We start from the raw sequence: 19,472 nt of genomic DNA, 5'->3' as shown, positions 1-19,472 counted from the left end.
GCCCCGCTCTCGAAAGAGGCGGGGCTTTTTCTTGTCTGTCATTCAGAACGTATCGGCGCAGCGAAAGGCGAAGCTACCGACGCCGTCCGTACGGGGCAGGGATGTTCCGGCTACGACAATCTGATTGTCCTGAATGGCAAGACCTCCCGCCATGTCGAGCACGGCGGTCAGATTGATGACCAGCACACCGTCGTCGGCAAAATCGCGATCTGGATAGCCGTCCGATTTGAACTGGGCAATGACGATTTCCGAGTCTTGTTCGCCGTGGGTGCTGGAAAGCACAACGATGTGTCCGTCCCTCAGCGTGCCAGCAGTCCATTGGATGCCCAAAAAGGCTTTTGGATAGGACGTCAGGACTGGCCTCCCTTCATTGAAGTCGATGGCGTATTTCCCATGCCTGTCGACGCATACCAGGAGGCCCCTGTTAACGAAATCAATGGAGCGGGCGCTACCGATGCCAAGGATGTTGCCGTCAGGCATTTCGATCAGTTGGTTGATCTGACTGAGCTTGTCCAAGCGGTCGAACAGGGCAAAACCGTTATCGCCAAAGCTGCTGACAGGTTTACCTGCGGCGTCGAAGAGGGCGATCATTGCGCGGTAGCCGACATTGCTTGAGACGCTGCCTGCGATGGCAAATTTGCCGTCCTGGAGCCGGATCAGTGAGCCAGCCCACGTGAAGTTGGCCAGGTATCGAATCACGACGTAACCCTTTCCCTGGCCAAACGCAGTGTCCAGAGCCCCGTTGCTTTGCAGTCTGATCAAAAGACCGCATTGGTCATTGGGGGAATATCGATGGTTGCTCAACACCATCAGTTTTCCGTCGTCCAGTTCAATGGCATGGCCACTGTAATCGGATGCCGTAGTGCGTTTTTGCCCAAGTTCGATCTCGGACGACGTGAGCGCGGGCACCGGAATCGGATCAACGAAGACTACGCCGTTGACGCCAAATGCGGTCTCGGGCGTTCCGTCATTGCGAAACATTGCCAGGCAGCGTTGTGGCTGTGCGTATTCGTGTAGATAAAAGGCACCCTGAAGCAACAGATTTCCGTTCTTGAGGATGCTGATGCTGCCACCCGTGGATTTATAGCCCGGAGCGAAAACCCCGCTGGCCACGCCATCCCGGGCAAACGAAGTGTCCTGTGTGCCATCAGGCTTCAATCGCACAATGGCGAACTTGTTGCCCGGACTTGCGGCGATCAGCAGCTTGCCGTCCGCCGCGACGGCAACTGCGTTGGCGAAGCCGTTCTCCTGATCGGGATATTTAAACCAGGTGAGGCCATTTTTATCAGGGCCGAAAGTGGGGTCCAGATTATGCACAGCGGTGTCTTTTACTTCAGTCATGGTCTGCTCCTCGAATACGCTGTTTTTGCGTAAAGCGATCAGTCGATAGGGACCGGCAAATCAACGCAGTGCTGGTATTTGGGGAGCTTTCGGTCGCGCTGTCCACTGTCAGACCTGACAGTGGACAGCGGCGGATGATTGTGGATTTGGAAGACGGGATGGCCTGTCTTGCCGGGGATTTAATGTCTGAGGGATTTTGTGGTGTCTGGTCTGGCGCCTTCGCGAGCAGGCTCGCTCCCACGGTTGATCGCATTCCAAATGTGATCAGGCAGCCATCAGTTTTCCAGCGGGATCAGCACCTGCTCGTTCGGGGCCATCACCATGAACACCAGCAACCTGGCAGGCTTGGTTGAGCTGGCATTTTTCGACTCCAGATGCTCGGAGCCGGCCGGCTCGTACCAGAACTGGCCCTTTTTGTAAGTGATCGCCTGTTCGCCTTTGACTTGGGAAATCACTTCGCCGTCGAGCACGTAAGCCATCGCCGTGCCTTCGTGCTTATGGGCGATCGAGGATTGCCCGGGCTGGTAGTCGACTTCGATCATCATGGCTTTCTTGCCGGGGGCGTTTTTCAGCAGTTGTTCCTGCAGGACGGTGATTTTTTCGGATGGATCGTGGGCCATTGCCGAAGCGGAGAAGGTGAAGGCGAGGGCTGCGGCGACGAGGTGCAGGGCTTTCATGGCGGGTTACCTGTGATGGTGGGGGTGTGCTCACAGTAGGCCGCAATGTGGCCGGTTCAAACGGCCAATATTCGCGAAGATCAGGTGACCAATTCTGGTTCAAAAGCAAAGATCGCAGCCTTCGGCAGCTCCTACAGGGGAACGCATTCCAGAGTAGGAGCTGCCGAAGGCTGCGATCTTTTGATCTTGCTTTTAGACGATAGGAAAGCTGTTGAAATCGACGCTATTGGCCAGGCGGCTATCGATCAGGTCGATAAACCCCTGCGCCTCGGGCCGGTTGAAATGCGCCTGCATTGCCGCTTCCGACTGCCAGCGCGCGCTGACCGTCCAGCGGTGGCTGTCCTCGGGGCAGCGGTCGACCAGGTAGGAATCGCAGCCCGGGGTTTCGCGCAGGGTGTCGACGATCTTCTGCAATTGCTTGCCGAGCTCTTCCGAGCGGCCCGCAACAGCCTTCACCTGAACCGTGTTGATCACTTCGTTGGACATTGCTCACACTCCTGAATCAGGCCGGACGAATCCTGCTCACTGAGGGATAACGCCTGTGCAGAATAGGCCTGCCGCCATGAATCACCAATAACCAATCGGCGGTAAAAGCCTTATACCAACGGCTCATGACAGCTGTTCGAGGATGTCGCGCAGGCGATCGAGGGCAATGTCGATGTCGAGGGTTTCGATGGCGCCGAAACCGAAGTAAAGGCCTTCTTTCGCCGGCTGCTGGTAGTAGAAACCATTGATCGCATACAGGCCGACCTCAACCTTTTTCGCCAGCTCGATGACCAGCGGCAAATCGACCGGCACCTTGCAGAACACCGCCATGTGAAAACCGGCGCTGGCCGGCACGGCTTGCAGCCACGGTGCAAGGTCGGTCGCCATGCGCGCCAGGATCCGCTCGCGGCGTTGCGCGTAGATCGTGTGGCATCGGCGGATGTGCTTGAGCAGGCAACCCTCGGCGATGAACTTGGCCAGCGCCCATTGCGGCAGAGTCGAGGCGTGCAGATCGGTGAGCTGTTTGGCGCGGATCACCGCCTCGATGATCGACGGCGGCAGGATCGCATAGCCCAGGCGCAACTCCCGCAGCAGGGTTTTCGAGAAGGTGCCGACGTAGGCGACGATGCCGCGCTGATCGAGGTTGTACAGCGAATCGGTGGGTCGGCCCTCGTAGCGGAATTCGCTGTCGTAGTCGTCCTCGATGATGATCGCGCCGAGCTCGTGGGCACGGACGAGCAGGGCCTCGCGGCGCGCCTGACTCATCGCCATGCCCAGCGGAAACTGATGCGATGGCGTCACATAGATGAGCCGGGTGCCATCGGGAATGTGCTCGACCTGAATGCCCTCGGCATCCACCGGCACCCCGACCACCTCCGCGCCATGCGTGCCGAACAACAAGCGCGCGGGCGGGTAGCCGGGGTCTTCCATGGCCACCAGACTGCCGGGACGGGTCAATACGCGGGCAATCAGGTCCAGTGCCTGCTGCGCGCCGTTGCACACGACGATGTCCTCGTCCTGACAGTTGATGCCACGGGAAAACGCGATGTGCCGGGCGATCGCATTGCGCAGCGCCGGCAAACCTTCGGCAACGCTGTAAAAACCCTTCGACTGCGCCATCTGCCGCATCGCGTGGGCGACGCAGCGGCGCCAGTCGTCGTGGGGGAACTGGCCTTTGCTGGTGGCGCCGCCGATAAAGTCGTAGCGCAGCGAACCTTGCAGCGTCGGGTGACGCAGGAACACCGGCAGATTGCGCCAGCTCTCGATCACCTCGGCACTGGCCAGCTCGTTGTGGCTCTGCTTGCGCTGCACCTGCGCCGGTCGGGCGTTGACGTAGGTGCCTTTGCCGATCACGCCGGTGAGGAAGTTTTCGTAGGTCAGCTGCGCATAAGTGTCGGAAATGGTCTTGCGCGAAATGCCCAATTGCTCGGCCAGCAAGCGGCTCGGCGGTAACTGCGTACCCGCCGCCAACCGCCCGGATTCAATCGCCGCGCGCAACTGCTCATACAACTGACCGGCAAGATCCTTGCGGCCGTTGATCACGACATGAAGTTCCATACCGACGAGGCTCCCGGGTGTTGAGTGAAGTGTCGGTCAGATTAGCGTTGTTGGGCTTTTGGCAGTAGTTGCGTGGAGTAAAAACCGCAAATTGGCGCAAGTCCCTGTGGGAGCGAGCCTGCTCGCGAAGGCGGTGTGTCATTGAACAGATTCGTTGTCTGACACTCCGCTATCGCTGGCAAGCCAGCTCCCACAGTTTTTGCGGCGTGCACAAATCTTGTGAACGACGTTAAACCTTGTGGGAGCTGGCTTGCCAGCGATGGCGGTGGTGCAGTGGATGAATATTTGTCTGGGAAACCGCTTTCGCGAGCAGGCTCGCTCCCACAGGTATTGCGTTTGGCCGAGGTTCATTGGTGTAGCCGGAATTCATGGAATTGGGGCTGTAACACAGCCCGCACAGCCCTTACCGTGAACTCATCATTCCGCCTGCCGAGAGCCGCGCCATGTCCCTGCGTCTGGATTACTACAACGCTTCGCCCAAGGCGATGAAAGCGATGCTTGCCATGGAGGCGCTGACCACCCACCTGAGCATCGAAGCGCCGCTGCTGCAATTGATCCGGATCCGCGCTTCGCAACTCAACGGCTGCGCATTCTGCACCGATATGCACTCGGTGGACGCGCGGCGAGCCGGGGAGAGTGATCGGCGCCTTTACGCGGTCGCGGTGTGGCGAGACAGCAACTTCTTCAACCCCCGCGAACGCGCGGCGCTGGCCTGGGCCGAGGCGGTGACGCTGTTGGCCGAAAGCCACGTGCCGGATGACGTCTACCAGCAGGCGCGCGAGCAATTTGATGAAGGTGAACTGGTGGACTTGACGGTTGCGGTCAGCGCCATAAACAGCTGGAATCGCCTGGCCGTCAGCTTCCGCCAGACCCCGAGTGACTGAAAAGCCCCCCTCCCTGTGGCGAGGGGATTTATCCCCGTTCGGCTGCGCAGCAGACGCCAAAACGGTGAAATCGGTTTATCTGACAGATCAGAGTCAGGCGACTTCGGGGCTGCTGCGCAACCCAACGGGGATGAATCCCCTCACCACAGGTGCTAAATCCCTCAGCACCCACAGTGCGATTCAATTCGCCGGCCGCTGCGGTTTCACCGAGGTGCCAAACGTATTCCCCATCCGCGTACTGGTCGCAGCCGGGGTCGCCAGTCCGACCTGATTCGGCGCGCGCTTGTGCACCGGCACATTCAACGCTTCCATGTTCTTCTGCGCCGCCGCCGCGCCGTCGGGATTGTTGCCCATCTGCTGGCTCAGGCAATCGTAATTCGGCGCCTTGTAACCGCCGACCGTGACCTCGACACAGCCCAGCGGCTCTTCCGCCTGCGCCGCGCCCACCGTCATCAGCAAGACCCACATCCACCGCGTTTTCATGTCCGCCTCCTGGCCCGCCCGAATGGGCCGCTCTGGGGTTTGAGTCTAGTGCAAGCGCGGCGCAAAACCCGTGATGGTTTTTTTGCACCGCCCGTCATACCAGAGTCATAAATGCCCCGCAGGATAGCGATTTTCAGGGGTGCGCCAGTCGTGCAGCGAGGCAGTTCGCGGATCAGTCTTCAGCGCTCGGCGACGCTTGTGCGCCGCGCGGGTCTGGGGTGGCTGCTCGGTCTGCTGGCCAACGCGGCCAATGCTGATCCGGCAGCGGCGGATATGCGCCTGACCTTGCACATCCCGGCTCAGGAGCTGGCCCGGGCGCTGGATCAATACAGCCGCGCCACGGGCGTCGCCGTGCTGGTCGATAGCCAGTTGAGCCGGGGCCGCCGCTCCCTCGCTGTGGATGGCGAATACACCGCCGCCGATGCCTTGCGCCATTTGCTCGGCGGCACCGGGTTGATGGCGCGTTACGCCCGGGCCGATGCGTTCACTCTACAAGCGGCGCAGGTGGAAGATCTGCCGGTGCCGACGGACAAACCCACGCCGGCCGTTGTCGCGGTCAACCGCAGTTACGCGACGGCGGTGCAAGCGGTGATCGAGCGCAAGCTGTGTCGTTCGCCGCTGACCCGCCCGGGCAGTTATCGCGCGGTGTTGCAGGTGTGGGTCGGGCGCGACGGCGTGGTGCAGCACAACCGGTTGGTCACTTCGACCGGCGATGTACGGCGCGATAACGCGCTGGTGGAAAGTTTTCGCAACCTCACAATCGATCGGCCGACGCCCAGCGCCTTGCGCCAGCCGGTCACGTTGCTGTTGTTACCGGAGTCGTCAGGGAAGCGCATGGAATGCACGAGATGGGAAGGAGTTTCCGGGGGATGAAAGACGCCGGACAAAGCACGATGGGCCAGCTGTTCCTCAGCTCCTACGAGGACTTTCGCGTGCGCTTGCGCCGCCGCCTAGGTTCCGAGGATCTGGCCAATGACGTGCTGCACGAGACCTGGCTGCGGGTCGATCGCATGGAAACCCCGCCGAACCTGCTCAAGCCCAACGCCTACCTGTATCGCATGGCCCTCAACATCGCCGCCGACCGCCGTCAGGCCGATGCGCGGCTGCTCACCGGTACTGAGGTCGAAGAGCTGCTACAACTGGGCGACGAAGCCCTCGACCCGGCGCGGGTGGTCGGCGGGCAAAAGGAGATGCAGGCCCTGCTCAGCGCCTTGTACGAACTGCCCGCACGGCGTCGGCGGATCTTCATCGCCGCGCGGCTGGAAGAGGCGCCACACCTGGAAATCTCCCAGCGTTTCGGCATTTCCACGCGCATGGTCGAGAAGGAAATCAAAGCCGCGCTGGGCTTCTGCGCAGCAAAACTGGAAAGAAAAGTGTTTCAGCGGTTCGGTCGCGGGGCCGGAAAACCGTCTAGCGAATAGTGACCCGATTAATCCGTTGAGAATTTGCGCGTTTGAACATCTTTCGACTGAAACCCGCCGAGGCTTCGGCCACCGAGTCTCTGCACAGCGAAGCCCAAGACTGGCTGATCCTGCTGACCTCGGGCCGCGCCACCGTCGCCGACGCACGCGCTCTGCGCGAATGGTGCGCGCGGAGCGGCGAACACGCCCGGGCCTTCGAAGAAGCCAAGCTGCTATGGCATCGCCTGCAACCGGCCGCCGAAGCCGTGCAGGGCCGACGCAGTTTCGGTCGACGGGCATTTCTCGGCGGCGCGATTGCCGCATCCGCCGCATTCCTGCTGGTGCGCGGCACGATTCCCGGCGGCTTTGAAGGGCTGGGCGCTGACTACATCACTGAAGTCGGCCAGCAACGCCGGGTTGAACCGGCGCAAGGCGTCAGCCTCGAACTCAACACCCAGACCCGCATCAACCAGCGCAGCGTCGAAAACGGCGTGCAGGGCTTTGAACTGGTCAGCGGCGAAGTCGAAGTGCAAACCGCACGCCTGCCGCTGGCGATGCAAGCCGGAGCAGGGGGGTTGCGCGCCAGCCAGGCCCGCTTCAACCTGCGCAACACCGACCAGCAAGTCTGCGTGACCTGCCTCGACGGCACGGTCGACGTCGCCATCGACGGCCGCAATCTGCGCCTCGAAGCGGGCCAGCAAGTCACCTACGACGCAAGGCAAATCGGCAACGTACAAACCGTCGACACCGCCGCCGTGATGAACTGGCGCCAACAAGTGCTGGTGTTCAACGGCGCGACCCTCAGCCAGATGATCGACGAAATCAACCGCTACCGCCCCGGCATGCTCCTGCTGCTCAACCGCGAACTCGGCCAACGCCGCGTCCAGGCCCGCTTCAACCTCGACCAACTCGCCGGCGTCGCATTGCTGATCCGCGATGCCTACGGCGTCAAATGTACCGAACTCCCCGGCGGCGTGGTCGTTCTCAGCTAACCAAAGCCCAGCGCGATCCAAATGTAGGAGCTGCCGAAGGCTGCGATCTTCTGATCTTGCTTTTGCTTTCTGTGGGAGCGAGCCTGCTCGCGAAAGCGGTTGCCCAACTGACCAATATCTTCCGGTCGCACTCGACCCCTGTGGGAGCTGGCTTGCCAGCGATGACGGCCTAACAGCCAACCAACCTGCAACTGACCGCCCCCAACCCAATTGTGGGAGCGAGCCTGCTCGCGAAAACGGTCTACCAGTGACAACAATATTGACTGACCCACCGCAATCGCGAGCAGGCTCACTCCTACAAAAAAAACTGCGGTGACCCCAGCTATTGCAACAACCCAATCACCTGCCGATACCGCTCAACCCCCTGCGCCGTCTGCCGACTCAAACTAATCTCCAACCCCAACGGATCCTCCCGCCGATTCCCGCTCAACTGCCGCCAGCCTTTATCGATCTCCCAAACCCGCACCTGCACATCACTCACCTCACTCAACACTGCAACCCCATTCCCAGGCCCGGGCAACGGATAGCGACTGCGCGCCTCAGCCACCGCGCGATACAACGTATCCCCCTTGACCCACCAGCGCACCCGCTGCAACGCCCCCGGCTGATCCGCCGCGCTACGAATAATGTCCAGCCGAAACCCCTTGCTGTCGCTACTGCGCACCGTCACCGCTGGCGGCGCGGTCGGCGCCTCATCCTCAGCCCCGACCTTGCGCGGCTCGCTCAACTCCACCCCCGCGCGCATGTCCACATCGCGCTGCAACTGATTCAACACCCGCAACAACCCATCGCTCTGCTCACTGCTCGCCTGCAAATGACTGTCTGCCCGCGTCACACTGTCCAGCCCGCGCCAGGCAATCAGACTCACCACCGCCATCAGCAGAATCGCGACCATCACCTCAATCAGAGTGAACCCTTGCTGAGTCTTCATTGAATACTGATCCGCCCACTGCCATCGCGCAGCACACTCAGCCGATTGGCCCCATCCGACAAAATCAGCCGCAACGGCGGATTGATCCACTCGGCATTCAGCACCACCGTCTGCCGGGGCTCTACACGCACCTCGACCTTCGGGCTCTGCCACGCACGCGGGCGCAACTGCGCATCCTCCTTGAACGACTCAAACCCCAGGCCATCATCCCCACGCCGCCCAAACCGAAACCCCTTGGCATCCGTCACCCACACAATCGGCCGCCCATCCGCGCGAGCCTCCGCCTGCGCCACCTGCAACAACTGCGCAACCCGCTCGGCATCCTTGCGCAACAACTGCAACGGATCAGGCCTGATACTCAAACTGATCGCCGCACTGGCAATGCCAATAATCACCAGCACCACCATCAACTCGATCAACGTAAAACCCTGCTGCCTGCTCATCACCCACGCGCTCCTTGGCGTCCCACCCCATCGTGCCCGGCGAACATGTAAGGCATGTGAAATAAAACGGAGAGAATTGCCGCGTAGGCTGGCAACAGGGACAACAAGGAGCGACAACCCATGAAATTCACCGCACGGATTACCCCGGCGCAAACCGTCCAGGCCCTGGCACTGCTCGCCGCCCTGGTTGGCGTCGCGACGTGGTCGTCGCTGCTGCTGACCACGGCGGAATCCCACACACCCGCAGCCGCCCCGCAAGTGCTCGCGGCGAGGAGCGATAGCCCGGCGTTGCAGTGGTTTTCCAATCAAACGGCGCCGATGGATATCAAGGTGAGCGGGGTGATCGCGGGCGGGAGCGGGACGGTGGCGATATTGAGTTTGAACGATGGCGCGCCGAGGAGTTTTTTGGTGGGGGAGAAGGTTGGGGTTGGGGTGAAGTTGGTGGGGGTTGAGGGGGATGGGGTGGTGATTGAGCGGGGTGGGGAGAGGGTGAGGTTGGGAGTGGAGAGGTTGGGAGTGGAGAGGTTGGGGGAGGGGGTGGTTTTGCCGAGGCTGACGCGGCCTGAATTCTAGAGTGGGGAAATAGGGACAACGCCGAGATCTTGGTGTTGCTTTACCTAAAAACCAACAAGTGGGTTTGTCCGCTATCGACCGACCAGAAGCAGACGTTCGCCCAATCATTCAATCGCCGAAACACAGCCTCCGATGTGAGGCTGTGTCCAAACTAGCTTTCGTTCCAAGCCTCAATCTAAAATCCGATGCCCTTGTGGGATCTTTGGCAATTCAGCTCCGAATTCCAGTGGAAGCACTGACTCATTCCTTGAGTTCAGAAATATTTAACACCGCGTTATGGATAAGGTGACGCAAGAATACTTGACTATCATTGCCTACGGTCACTTGATGACCGAGGACTATCGTCATGCCGCAGGACTTGGGACTATGATTCTTTTCAATTCGAGGCTCAGAAGAGAAATGGATAACTCCGGATACAGGCCTCCAACCAAGCACGCCAAGGTCAACTTCGCGATTATTCGGTGCCTGAGAGACACAGGTGATGGCGATTACGTTGCCGCTCGCCTTGCAGCTAAACATCGACTTGTTCCTCAGTTTTTGTGGTCAGCGGAGCAGGCCTTGGAAAAATACCTGAAGGGCATCCTTACCCTTCACCGGGTCAGCGCCCTAAATATCGGGCACGACATATCGAAAGCCATGACGCTGATAGAAACAGAACTTGGGTTTGTTATTCCTCTTACTCCTCAACAGAAGGGGGTGTTTGAAGCAATCGCTGAGTGGGATTCAGATAGATATTTTCTGAGTCACGCTGGCGTGATGGGCCATGAGCTGCATAATTTGGATCAGATGGTCTGGCGGATTCGGCAATATTGCCAGCCCTTAGATGTCATTCACTATGCAGATGAGCCGTCCCGCGCAGTGCTGGAGCAGAACGTTAGAGCGATAGAGGGGCGCGAACTAACTGCTCCCCGAGCAGGCGACCTAAATGGGGGGCGTCTGGAAAAGATGCTAGTGGACAAGAATGACCCCGCTAGATCGGCACTGGTCTGGAAAAATCTAATGTTCAGTACTAGCACTCGCAAGAAAGTAAGTCGTAGAAATCATATGCACATGAGCAATGCGCCTCTGTGGCTGGACCCTGATCTGATAGATGATATCGCTAAGCTTTTAAAAGTGCCCAGAGCACTCCAAGAGGAGTATCGTCAGTTGGCGAAGAAAAGAGCACTGGGACAAGACTAAGTCAGTACTGACTAGTGACAAATGGGGACAGATCTATTTTCAGAAGGGGGCGGGGAAAATAAATCTGTCCCCTTTTTTCGTGCAAGCAAGCTAATCACGGACTTCCTCACTCCGTTCGCCGTGGAGTTTCAGGCCTTCTCTAGATGTGGACGGACGCAGCCGCTGTGCCCGTCTCATTTCATTAAAATCTAAATCTAGGAGCGGCTGCTAAGGGTCGAAAGTCTTTGAAGAAAAGGAGGCTGATTTATTTTCTCGAAAATAAATCAGACCCCTTCATCGCTTTTTTTCATCTGCAATAAGCAGTCGTTCTCGGATGCGCCCCGTCCAAAGCAACTACTGATTCGAGGCTCTTAACTCAACACCGGCTTTATCGCTGAAGAACCGCAGAAGACTGTCACCATCATTCAGCCGTAAGCTGAACTTGTGGCGCCGCGTTTACCCGCTATTGAGGGTGCCGGTACCTCGTTTTCGATTGACTTTGACGCATACAGCTGGCTGCCGGCAAGGGGTTCTGAATGAAATTGGCGGGACTGCGCAAAGGATGTCTGGCCCCTTTAACGATCTACTTCGGAAATTCGCCTTGTTCCTCGTAACCGTCACCCTCGGTCGCTGAATCAAGTCTGCTTACCAGCCCTGCAGAACGACTCCCGCATCACTCGTTCCTCGATGAACTAAGGGAACGAGTGATCTTGAAGCACCTACACCAAGCTAAAGGCGATGACCGGGGATCACTTATTTCTTTACCTATATTCATGCTGCGGATATGTTGCTGGCAAAAGGATATTAAGTATTCGACTTCCAAGGAAAGGCGCTCAAGAGTGATTACTCGACCGGCTCACCCGCCTGCATTCCTTTTCCTGATCCTTGTCAGCGTAGCAAGCTAAGCTCAGCAATCTTTATATCCGATGAGTTTTCCCCGCTTAGGTCATATTTCGGCCGCTTTTCACTGGGTTTCTCCCAAGCGGTGGACACGATCAAAGCCGTCGATTTGTAAATTCAGATAGCAGGGTTCCTTATGAGTGCAGTGATCGGCCAGAAGCTACAGAGCAGTCGCAAAGAGCTTCTGGATATCGGGCTTCGCAACAACATGCTCAATTTTCGCAAGACCGCCAAGACCCTTATGGTGGTCGACGAGCGGTCCGAAGAGGTTTTCAAAATCCTCTATCGCCAGGACAAAGCCATGACTTTTGCGCCGATGGCTCGCAAAGCGCTGGCGGAGTTGGTGAAGGCCTCCAAGTCGGCCGAGGAGGGGGAGGATGCTAGCGATAGCCCCGGTGATGAAGAGTTGCTGTATGAGCTCGATAGCCTGGACTGGGCTACCACTGCTGGCGACGCAGGCGAGATTGAAACTGGCAAGCCTCGACGTCACCTCGATACGCGTTTGCAGACCGCCATCGAAGATGATCGGCTTTTCCTCCAGCTACTGAAAATCCATACCGAGGCCAAAGGCTTTATCGAAGAGCAGGGCGTCAATACGCTGTTCCTGTCCCTTGGTTTCCTGCATTGGTACGAGGCTGACAGCTCTGAGAACCTGCGGAAGGCGCCTTTAATCTTGCTACCCGTCACCCTCGAACGCAGTGGGGCCAAAGATGCGTTCAAACTGAGGTACTCCGGTGACGAGCTCATGCCGAACTTATCTCTGGTCGCCAAGCTCAAGACCGACTTTGGGCTAGACCTGAGTTCTTGTGCGGTCGACGAGGAAACCTTCGATACGGACGACGAAAGTCTGGAGCGTTTTTTTAGCGATGTTGCTGCTGTAGTCAGTAAACAATCGCGATGGAAGGTTGCCAGCAACGAGATTGCACTGGGCTTTTTCTCGTTCGGCAAGTTCCTGATGTTCAAAGATCTCGATCCGAAAAGCTGGCCAGAAGACAAACAACCCGATGCCAACCCGGTGATGAAGCGCTTATTGGGCGCGGGATTCGGCGATCTGCGCGCGGCCTATCCCGAGGACTTGAATATCGACTCGGTGATCAATCCGGGTGAAGTCCGTTTCGTGAAGGACGCCGATAGCAGCCAGACCGAAGCAATCCTGGAAGTGCGCGAAGGCTCCAACTTAGTCATCCAGGGGCCACCCGGTACCGGCAAGTCCCAGACAATTACCAACATCATCGCCGAGCTGATTGGTCAGAAGAAAAAGGTATTGTTCGTGGCCGAGAAGATGGCGGCTTTGGAGGTGGTGAAGCGCCGCCTGGATGAGAGCCATCTCGGCGACGCGGTACTTGAGCTGCATTCCCACAAATCCACCAAGCAGTCCGTACTCAAGGAATTGGGGCGAACCCTAAGCCAAGGGCGGCCACTGACCAAAGGCGTAGAGGGAGATCTCGCAAGCCTGAAAGAGCTGCAGGATTCCCTTAATAACTACTGCGAAGCCGTCAGTGCGTCGGCCGGGGCGAGCGGCTTGCCCTTTCTCGATGTGCTTGGTCGCTACCTAAAGTTGAAGCGAGTTTATCCGGAGCTTCCTTTGATCCCGTTTGGGCCAATGGCAGGCTGGACCTTCACCCAACAGCAAAAGCTACGAGAGCTGGTCGAAGAACTAGTGCTCCACCTCAACGCAATGGGGCGACCAGATCGCAGCCCGTTCTGGGGCAGCCAGCGGACTTTTTTCTCTCCGATCGAACAAAGCAATGCCAATGATGCTTTGCAGTTGGCGATCTCTCACCTCCATGCCTTGCAATCCGCGACTAGCGCGCTGTCCGAGCGATTGATGCTAACCGAGCCGGCTACTTTGGCAGACGTTGATGTTATCTGCCGAGCCGCGCGCCGGGCGGCGGAAGCTCCGCGACTTGAGGGCATCAAAATTTCCACGGGTGAGTGGCAGTCGCGTCGCGATTCCATTCGTGAATTACTCGAGTCGGGCGAGAAGATGTCTGCCTGTCGCGATCAGTTCGACAAACAGTTGATCGATGCGGCTTGGGAACAAGATCTTCTGGAGGTCCGCCAGAGCCTGCAAGCTTACGGTGAGAAATGGTGGAGAGTTTTTTCGGGGCGCTTCCGAGCGTCGCGTACCCGATTGCAAGGACTTGTCCGCGAGGTATTGCCGAAAAGCAACACAGGCATGCTCGAGCTGGTTGATGCCGTCTTGACCTATCAGCAAAACAAGAAGATTTACGACCAGCACGAAGGCTTGGGTAGTGCGCTTTTTGGCGCCCAGTGGCAACGCCAGAAGACCGATTGGCCCGTGCTTGAGCGCTTAAGTGCTTGGGTGATTCAACTGCATGATGACTTGGGACAGGGGCAGATCCCTCAGGGCATCATTGCATTCTTGGCCGGTCACGCCGATGCCACGGGATTGGGCGATGCAGTCGCTGATGTAGAGCGGCATGTCAGCGGACTGGACAAAGCGATTCGTGATTCGCTGGAAGTTACTGGCCTGCAGGAGGAGAACGCTAAAGCTGATGTTAGAAAACTCTCTCTGGCTACACTAGAGGCGCGCCTTCAGGAATGGCAGAGCAACCTCACCGCGCTCTATCAAATGTCGCGATTCAACGTGCTCGCGGGCCAGATGCTCACTGCCAATTTGGGCGAGCTGCTTAGCATCGCCATCAAGAGCGACCAGCACGAAAACCTGACCGCTATTCTCGATCTCTCTTGGTACGCAGGCTTGGTCCAATCGGTTTACGCCCATAATCCGGCGCTCCAGCAGTTCGACAGAATCAAGCATGAGCACCAGATCGCGCGTTTCAAGTCGCTTGATCTTGCCTCCCTCAATCACGCTCAGACCTCCCTCGCTAAGCAGGCGTGGGAGGAAATGCCCAATATCAACCAGCCCGGTGAGATGGCTGTGCTGCGAGGAGAGCTGAACAAGAAGCGCCGCCATATGCCCATCCGGCAGATGATCGAGAAAGCGGGGCGAGCGATCCAGCAAATTAAACCGGTGTTCATGATGAGCCCCATGTCGATCGCCAACTTCCTCCCACCGGGCAAAGTCGAGTTCGACGTGGTGGTGTTCGACGAAGCCTCCCAAGTGAAAGCCGTCGATGCATTTGGTGCAATCATGCGCGGCAAGCAAGTCGTGGTTGTGGGGGACACCCGCCAGATGCCACCTACCGACTTCTTCAGTCGAGAGGTCGAGATGGAAGACGAAGAGGGCGCCACTGCCGACGTTGAAAGTATCCTGAGCATGTTCAAGGCCGCCGGTAGCCAGGAGCGCTATTTACGCTGGCACTATAGGAGCCGGCACGAGTCGTTGATCGCGGTCTCTAATGTCGAGTTTTACGACAGCAAATTGGTGGTTTTTCCATCAGCGGGACAACATCCCGATGCAACGGGCATCAGCTTTGACTACCTGCCCGATGCAATCTATGACCGTGGTCGTACCCGCACGAACAAGGGGGAAGCCAAGGCTGTCGCGACCGCGGTCATGGAACACGCGATTCGCACGCCCGATTTATCGCTGGGAGTAGCTGCCTTCAGCGTTGCGCAGCGTGATCTGATTCAGGTGGAAATCGAATTATTGCGTCGTCAAACCCCGGAAGCCGAAGCGTTCTTTACCGCCCAAGGAAGTGAGCCATTTTTCGTCAAAAACCTCGAGAACATACAGGGCGATGAGCGTGACAAGATATTTATCAGCATCGGCTACGGGCGTAACGAGTCCGGCCGCATTGCTAAGGAATTTGGTCCGGTAAACCGCGAAGGCGGCCATCGCCGTCTCAACGTTCTGATCACACGGGCCAAACTGGCTATGCGCGTATTCAGCAACTTCAAGGCCGAAGAACTTGAACTCGACTCCAACGCTCCGCAAGGCGTCAGGGCGCTGAAGAACTTCCTGAAATATGCTGAGACGGGCGAGCTCGAAGTCGCATGTGAGACCGGCAAAGCAGCGGACTCACCATTCGAGCTGGAAGTGATCGAGGCGCTGCGAGACCGAGACTATGTGGTGGAGCCTCAAGTAGGAACCGCAGGTTACTTCATCGATATTGCCGTTAAGGATCCCGAGTATCCGGGGCGGTATGTCCTGGCGATCGAATGTGATGGAGCCGCTTATCACAGCTCACGATCGGCGCGTGATCGTGATCGCCTGCGCCAAGGTGTGCTGGAGGGGCTGGGCTGGAATTTTCACAGGATTTGGAGCACGGATTGGTTTCGCAATCCTCAGCAGGAAATCATACGTGTCGTCGCAGCGATCGAAGCGGCTCGCGCGAGGATCGCCGAGGGGCGGCAAGCGCTTCCCCAAGTGGTGCCAGAACCGAAGCATGAGATCTTTCGGGACGTCCCGGCCGTTGAAACTATGCCAAGCGCAACTAGGCAATACGTGAAAGCTCGACTCGCACCCGTAGCCTCGTTGAACGAACTACATCAGGAAAAGCCAGAGCACTTGATGCAGATGATTTGTACTGTGGTCGAGGTCGAATCTCCGGTGCACACCACTGAAGTCACCCGCCGACTCATGGATGCATTCGGTGTGACACGGGCAGGCTCGAGGATCACTAGCGCTGTCGAACAGGCAATTCGACTTGGCGTGCAGCACCGGTTATTCCATGGGCGAGGTGGCTTCATATATTCAATTGAAAACACGACTATTCCTATCCGTAGCCGGGCTCATTTTGAATCTTCGGAACGTAAGGTGGAGTGGGTCGCCCCGGAAGAACTTGATCAGGCACTAGTAGATACCGTCACCCTTGGATTCTCGATGAGTCGTGAAGAAGCAATTTCGGGAGCGCTGACGCTTCTGGGCTTTGGACGGGCAACCACGAAGATAACCGGGATGATTGACCAAAGGATTATTCTTCTGGTCAACACCGGGCGTTTGAAGTTGGTAGGTGGGATGGTGACCCTTGATTCGCCCTTGCTTTCGTAGTCGCCATTCAAGCTTTAAATCGACCATCCAGCGAATCCGAGGCTCGCCGCTTTTAACCGAGAGCGGCCTTCGTTATCACGCATAAATGGCAGCTGAAGAGATCAGGGATGGAATGTCTTTATTGGGAAGACGTGGCGCAACGATGTCTAGATAAACCCGATGTTTAAAAAGACATTTCCAGTCACGCTCTCAGGCTACATATCCTTGCGCCTTTGCCTACAGCTACGCCAGAATCCGCCGGCTTGTGGGCTTTGTACCTGATCTATATCGTCTATGGGTCGCTGGCAATCCAGCGACCGGGTTTAGCGACCCGACCAGGTATAAGTTCAACGACGCTCCAGTTTGTCGCAGACGTTTGCGATGACGCTATGGTGGCTGTGCGTGGGAGACCTTCGGGTCTGCCGGGTCTTATACCTCTCGGTTCGCTAACCCGCGCACAGCTGCCACCCTTACTTGTTTAGCGACAGGTTTTGGTGGTTCCACCAGGTATAAAAATGGAGCTTCACCATGATCAAACCAACACCCAACCCACCCGAAACCGATCCCACGTCTCCCTACGAATCCCTCGATTCCAACAAACTCCACGAAGCCGCTGACCGCGCGCTCGATCATTACCTGTCGCCAAACAATCTCCTGCCTCCGCCGCGCAAGTCGCGTGGCATGTATGCGGTGACGGCGGATACCAAGAATGAAGAACTGCTGGCCGATGCGAGTGAAACGCTGGCTTCGGCGAAGACGATTGCTCAGGACATTTCCAGTTTGCTGCCAGCGCCGCAGCGGCGGGCGTTGTTGGGGGTTGCTCAACTGATCATGTTGGGGGAGCTGGCGGTGAATCGGGCGCTGGATAATTTGGAGTTGCCGGGTTGATGCGGGTGTCCGGATCACCTGGTGATTGATCGGGTGCTCATTCTGGCGCTTTCGCGAGCAAGCTCGCTCCCACAGGGTTTCATGCTGATTGCAGGTATTGTCTACGATCCTGAAATCTGTGGGAGCAATCGATTATTACCACGTTGTCTTCGTGCGTTTATTGAGGCGCTTCAGGACATTCACGGTTCCATCGCGTGACTGTCATGTCACTGAACTGCTCACCTATCGTATCGACGCGCAGGCAAGCGCCTTTCTTCGAGTAGTACAAGATGCAGCGCGAGCTATCAAACGAGCAGGTGTCCAGTTCGAAGTAGTTGCGTGTAGCCAGCTCCTTCTCCATGCCACTGTATTCATAACCGTCGGTGGTGTGCGTTCGCGTTGGTTTCCATCCTTGTTTGACCAGTTTGGACTTGGCCGCAGCTAAACGCTCTCCGACGATTATGCCTGCTGGCCCGCGCTTGTCGTTTGACGCCTGTGAGTCATCGGCAAACGCTGCGCTGAAACCCATGGAATAAAGTGCGATAAATACGAGGATCGAAGCCTTCATTTGACAGTTCATACGGCGGATTTTAGCTCGACAAAAATTTCGGATACTGGATATGAGGTTCCGGGGGACGATGACTCTCGGTGACACCCCTTCGGGAAAGTCTTGCCTCCCTTGTTGGTTGCTTTCGGCCATAGCGCTTAGCCATTGAAAATTGAAACTGCCATGAATCCAGCTTAGTAAAACTGCCTTGGATTATTGCCTGCTTTTATTTAGTGGTTCCTGTGATTCTTCTTCCGGTGCAATAAAAGGCTGCCACCAAAAAATCCTTGAGCGACCACGCCCACAGACCCAGAAGCATGCAGATCACCAAAAAAGTGAAATATTGATGAAAGTCCGTACGGGGAACGTGTTGGCTGGTTATTCCAACCAATCCGAGGCTTATTAGGCTGATGGAAAAAAAACTCAGACACTGAAAAGCTAGATAGCACACGTCTCTGACGCTAACCGTGGATGCCCATCTTTTAGCAGATTCGGAAAATAAAGCCGACCACACCAAATGAAACAGACTTGCGTAGATAAAGCTCAGGCTCAGTCGTTGTGCTACATCAGCGCCGGACCCCAGGAAAATTTGTGAATAGAAATGGTCGAGGAGATCACCTACGGGACGCATGAGGTCGAGAAAGGGAAACAGGGCAACCCCACCTGCAAAATATATGGCTAAAAAAGCGATGACTTTCATCTGCACTCCGTTGCTTTATTTAACAGGTTGATTTGATGTCAGATCGGTGTTGTGCGTCCTATGGATCAACCTCGACATCGGTATCGTCCGACTATTTTTTTCAGCTAGCTGAGTCAACAGCATAGTCATCCTGACCACTTCCGGTAATTCAGTCGCGGGACATCAGAGGGCCAGACGGAACAGCAGCGCGTTTGCGGCGAGCGGGGTTGCTTTGGGATCTCAGGGTGACCATTTCTTTAGGAATATGTGGACAGGAAAGAAGACGGATCTATTTAGAACTGACAGTCTAAATGGGCCTACAAGCTGATGGGTTGGCGGTTTTGGATGGCAGGTCGGGTATTTTTTCAAACAAAGGAATCAACATGCACGGTGAAGTGGGGTTTTGCGAGTGGCGTTCTTGGGAGAATCGTGGAGAGGTGCCGGGAAAGGATTCGCCGGGGGTGTATTTCATCGCTTGTAGCGATACAAAGCCCGACAGTTATCGAGCGCATCATGAAGCGATCATCTACATAGGTGAGACGTCGCAGCGCACCCTCGGCCGTCGCCTTTGGGAGTTTAATACCTCCGCTTTCAACGGGAAGCCCGGTCACTCAGGTGGGCACACTTTTAAACGGAATATGCCGGACGCAACGC

Annotated in this window: 17 protein-coding genes; 8 read left to right on the top strand and 9 right to left on the bottom strand. The window is 57.1% G+C overall.

The genetic code is table 11. The features are described from left to right. Nucleotides 1–42 precede the first annotated feature (42 nt). From J2Y39_RS07530 to J2Y39_RS07515, 4 genes are all read right to left on the bottom strand, one after another. Complete coding sequence (locus J2Y39_RS07530) at nt 43–1,341, bottom strand: hypothetical protein (RefSeq protein ID WP_310216391.1); 1,299 nt, start codon at nt 1,339–1,341, stop codon at nt 43–45. 275 nt (nt 1,342–1,616) lie between these two features. Continuing rightward, complete coding sequence (locus J2Y39_RS07525; protein ID WP_310216389.1) at nt 1,617–2,018, bottom strand: cupin domain-containing protein; 402 nt, start codon at nt 2,016–2,018, stop codon at nt 1,617–1,619. 192 nt (nt 2,019–2,210) lie between these two features. Next, a complete protein-coding gene (locus J2Y39_RS07520; RefSeq protein ID WP_064363423.1) occupies nt 2,211–2,504 on the bottom strand; it encodes an antibiotic biosynthesis monooxygenase family protein in 294 nt (97 codons plus the stop codon). 123 nt (nt 2,505–2,627) lie between these two features. Then, nucleotides 2,628–4,061, bottom strand: coding sequence for a PLP-dependent aminotransferase family protein (locus J2Y39_RS07515; RefSeq protein ID WP_310216383.1), 1,434 nt, complete (start codon nt 4,059–4,061; stop codon nt 2,628–2,630). A gap of 443 nt (nt 4,062–4,504) precedes the next feature. On the opposite strand from J2Y39_RS07515, the gene J2Y39_RS07510 reads away from it, so the two are divergent. Further along, nucleotides 4,505–4,945, top strand: a complete 441-nt coding sequence (locus J2Y39_RS07510; RefSeq protein WP_310216380.1) for a carboxymuconolactone decarboxylase family protein — start codon at nt 4,505–4,507, stop codon at nt 4,943–4,945. Between the two features lie 180 nt (nt 4,946–5,125). Here the strand turns inward: J2Y39_RS07510 and J2Y39_RS07505 are convergent, their stop codons facing one another. Continuing rightward, entirely contained in the window at nt 5,126–5,428 is a 303-nt protein-coding gene (locus J2Y39_RS07505; RefSeq protein ID WP_041480100.1) for a hypothetical protein, read from the bottom strand. Between the two features lie 150 nt (nt 5,429–5,578). On the opposite strand from J2Y39_RS07505, the gene J2Y39_RS07500 reads away from it, so the two are divergent. Genes J2Y39_RS07500 through J2Y39_RS07490 form a run of 3 tightly spaced genes read left to right on the top strand, consistent with a single transcriptional unit; the run spans nt 5,579 to nt 7,820 of the window. Further along, on the top strand, nt 5,579–6,301 hold the full coding sequence (locus tag J2Y39_RS07500) for a secretin and TonB N-terminal domain-containing protein (RefSeq protein ID WP_310217330.1): 723 nt from the start codon (nt 5,579–5,581) through the stop codon (nt 6,299–6,301). Continuing rightward, complete coding sequence (locus J2Y39_RS07495) at nt 6,298–6,849, top strand: RNA polymerase sigma factor (protein WP_041480103.1); 552 nt, start codon at nt 6,298–6,300, stop codon at nt 6,847–6,849. The genes J2Y39_RS07500 and J2Y39_RS07495 overlap by 4 nt, the downstream gene beginning before the upstream one ends. A 32-nt stretch (nt 6,850–6,881) precedes the next feature. Then, complete coding sequence (locus J2Y39_RS07490; RefSeq protein WP_310216377.1) at nt 6,882–7,820, top strand: DUF4880 domain-containing protein; 939 nt, start codon at nt 6,882–6,884, stop codon at nt 7,818–7,820. Nucleotides 7,821–8,142: 322 nt separating this feature from the next. Here J2Y39_RS07490 and J2Y39_RS07485 read toward each other — a convergent pair whose 3' ends face one another. Continuing rightward, nucleotides 8,143–8,751 carry a prepilin-type N-terminal cleavage/methylation domain-containing protein gene (locus tag J2Y39_RS07485; protein ID WP_310216374.1) on the bottom strand — a complete coding sequence of 203 codons (609 nt, stop codon included), beginning with the start codon at nt 8,749–8,751 and terminating at the stop codon, nt 8,143–8,145. Next, nucleotides 8,748–9,194, bottom strand: coding sequence for a GspH/FimT family pseudopilin (locus tag J2Y39_RS07480; protein ID WP_123442308.1), 447 nt, complete (start codon nt 9,192–9,194; stop codon nt 8,748–8,750). The genes J2Y39_RS07485 and J2Y39_RS07480 overlap by 4 nt, the downstream gene beginning before the upstream one ends. A 120-nt stretch (nt 9,195–9,314) precedes the next feature. On the opposite strand from J2Y39_RS07480, the gene J2Y39_RS07475 reads away from it, so the two are divergent. The 4 genes from J2Y39_RS07475 to J2Y39_RS07460 all read left to right on the top strand — a co-directional run bounded on the left by J2Y39_RS07475 (nt 9,315) and on the right by J2Y39_RS07460 (nt 17,613). Beyond that, a complete protein-coding gene (locus tag J2Y39_RS07475; protein WP_310216370.1) occupies nt 9,315–9,767 on the top strand; it encodes a type II secretion system protein N in 453 nt (150 codons plus the stop codon). A gap of 300 nt (nt 9,768–10,067) precedes the next feature. After that, nucleotides 10,068–10,946 (top strand): hypothetical protein, encoded by an 879-nt coding sequence (locus J2Y39_RS07470; RefSeq protein ID WP_150740973.1) that lies wholly within the window; start codon nt 10,068–10,070, stop codon nt 10,944–10,946. Nucleotides 10,947–11,961: 1,015 nt separating this feature from the next. Further along, nucleotides 11,962–16,746: a DUF3320 domain-containing protein gene (locus J2Y39_RS07465; RefSeq protein WP_150740972.1), complete on the top strand. Its 4,785-nt coding sequence runs from the start codon at nt 11,962–11,964 to the stop codon at nt 16,744–16,746. A 507-nt stretch (nt 16,747–17,253) separates the two neighbouring features. Beyond that, entirely contained in the window at nt 17,254–17,613 is a 360-nt protein-coding gene (locus J2Y39_RS07460; protein ID WP_122750513.1) for a DUF6124 family protein, read from the top strand. A 157-nt stretch (nt 17,614–17,770) separates the two neighbouring features. Here J2Y39_RS07460 and J2Y39_RS07455 read toward each other — a convergent pair whose 3' ends face one another. Next, nucleotides 17,771–18,160: a hypothetical protein gene (locus tag J2Y39_RS07455; protein WP_122704087.1), complete on the bottom strand. Its 390-nt coding sequence runs from the start codon at nt 18,158–18,160 to the stop codon at nt 17,771–17,773. Between the two features lie 205 nt (nt 18,161–18,365). Next, nucleotides 18,366–18,839, bottom strand: a complete 474-nt coding sequence (locus tag J2Y39_RS07450; protein WP_310216363.1) for a hypothetical protein — start codon at nt 18,837–18,839, stop codon at nt 18,366–18,368. Nucleotides 18,840–19,472 lie beyond the last annotated feature (633 nt).

Source organism: Pseudomonas sp. 2957 (genome assembly GCF_031456345.1).
In the GTDB taxonomy this organism is placed as follows: Bacteria; Pseudomonadota; Gammaproteobacteria; order Pseudomonadales; family Pseudomonadaceae; genus Aquipseudomonas; species Aquipseudomonas siliginis.
The sequence above is the reverse complement of the archived record's forward strand: the minus strand, read 5'-3'. Positions and strand labels throughout refer to the sequence as shown.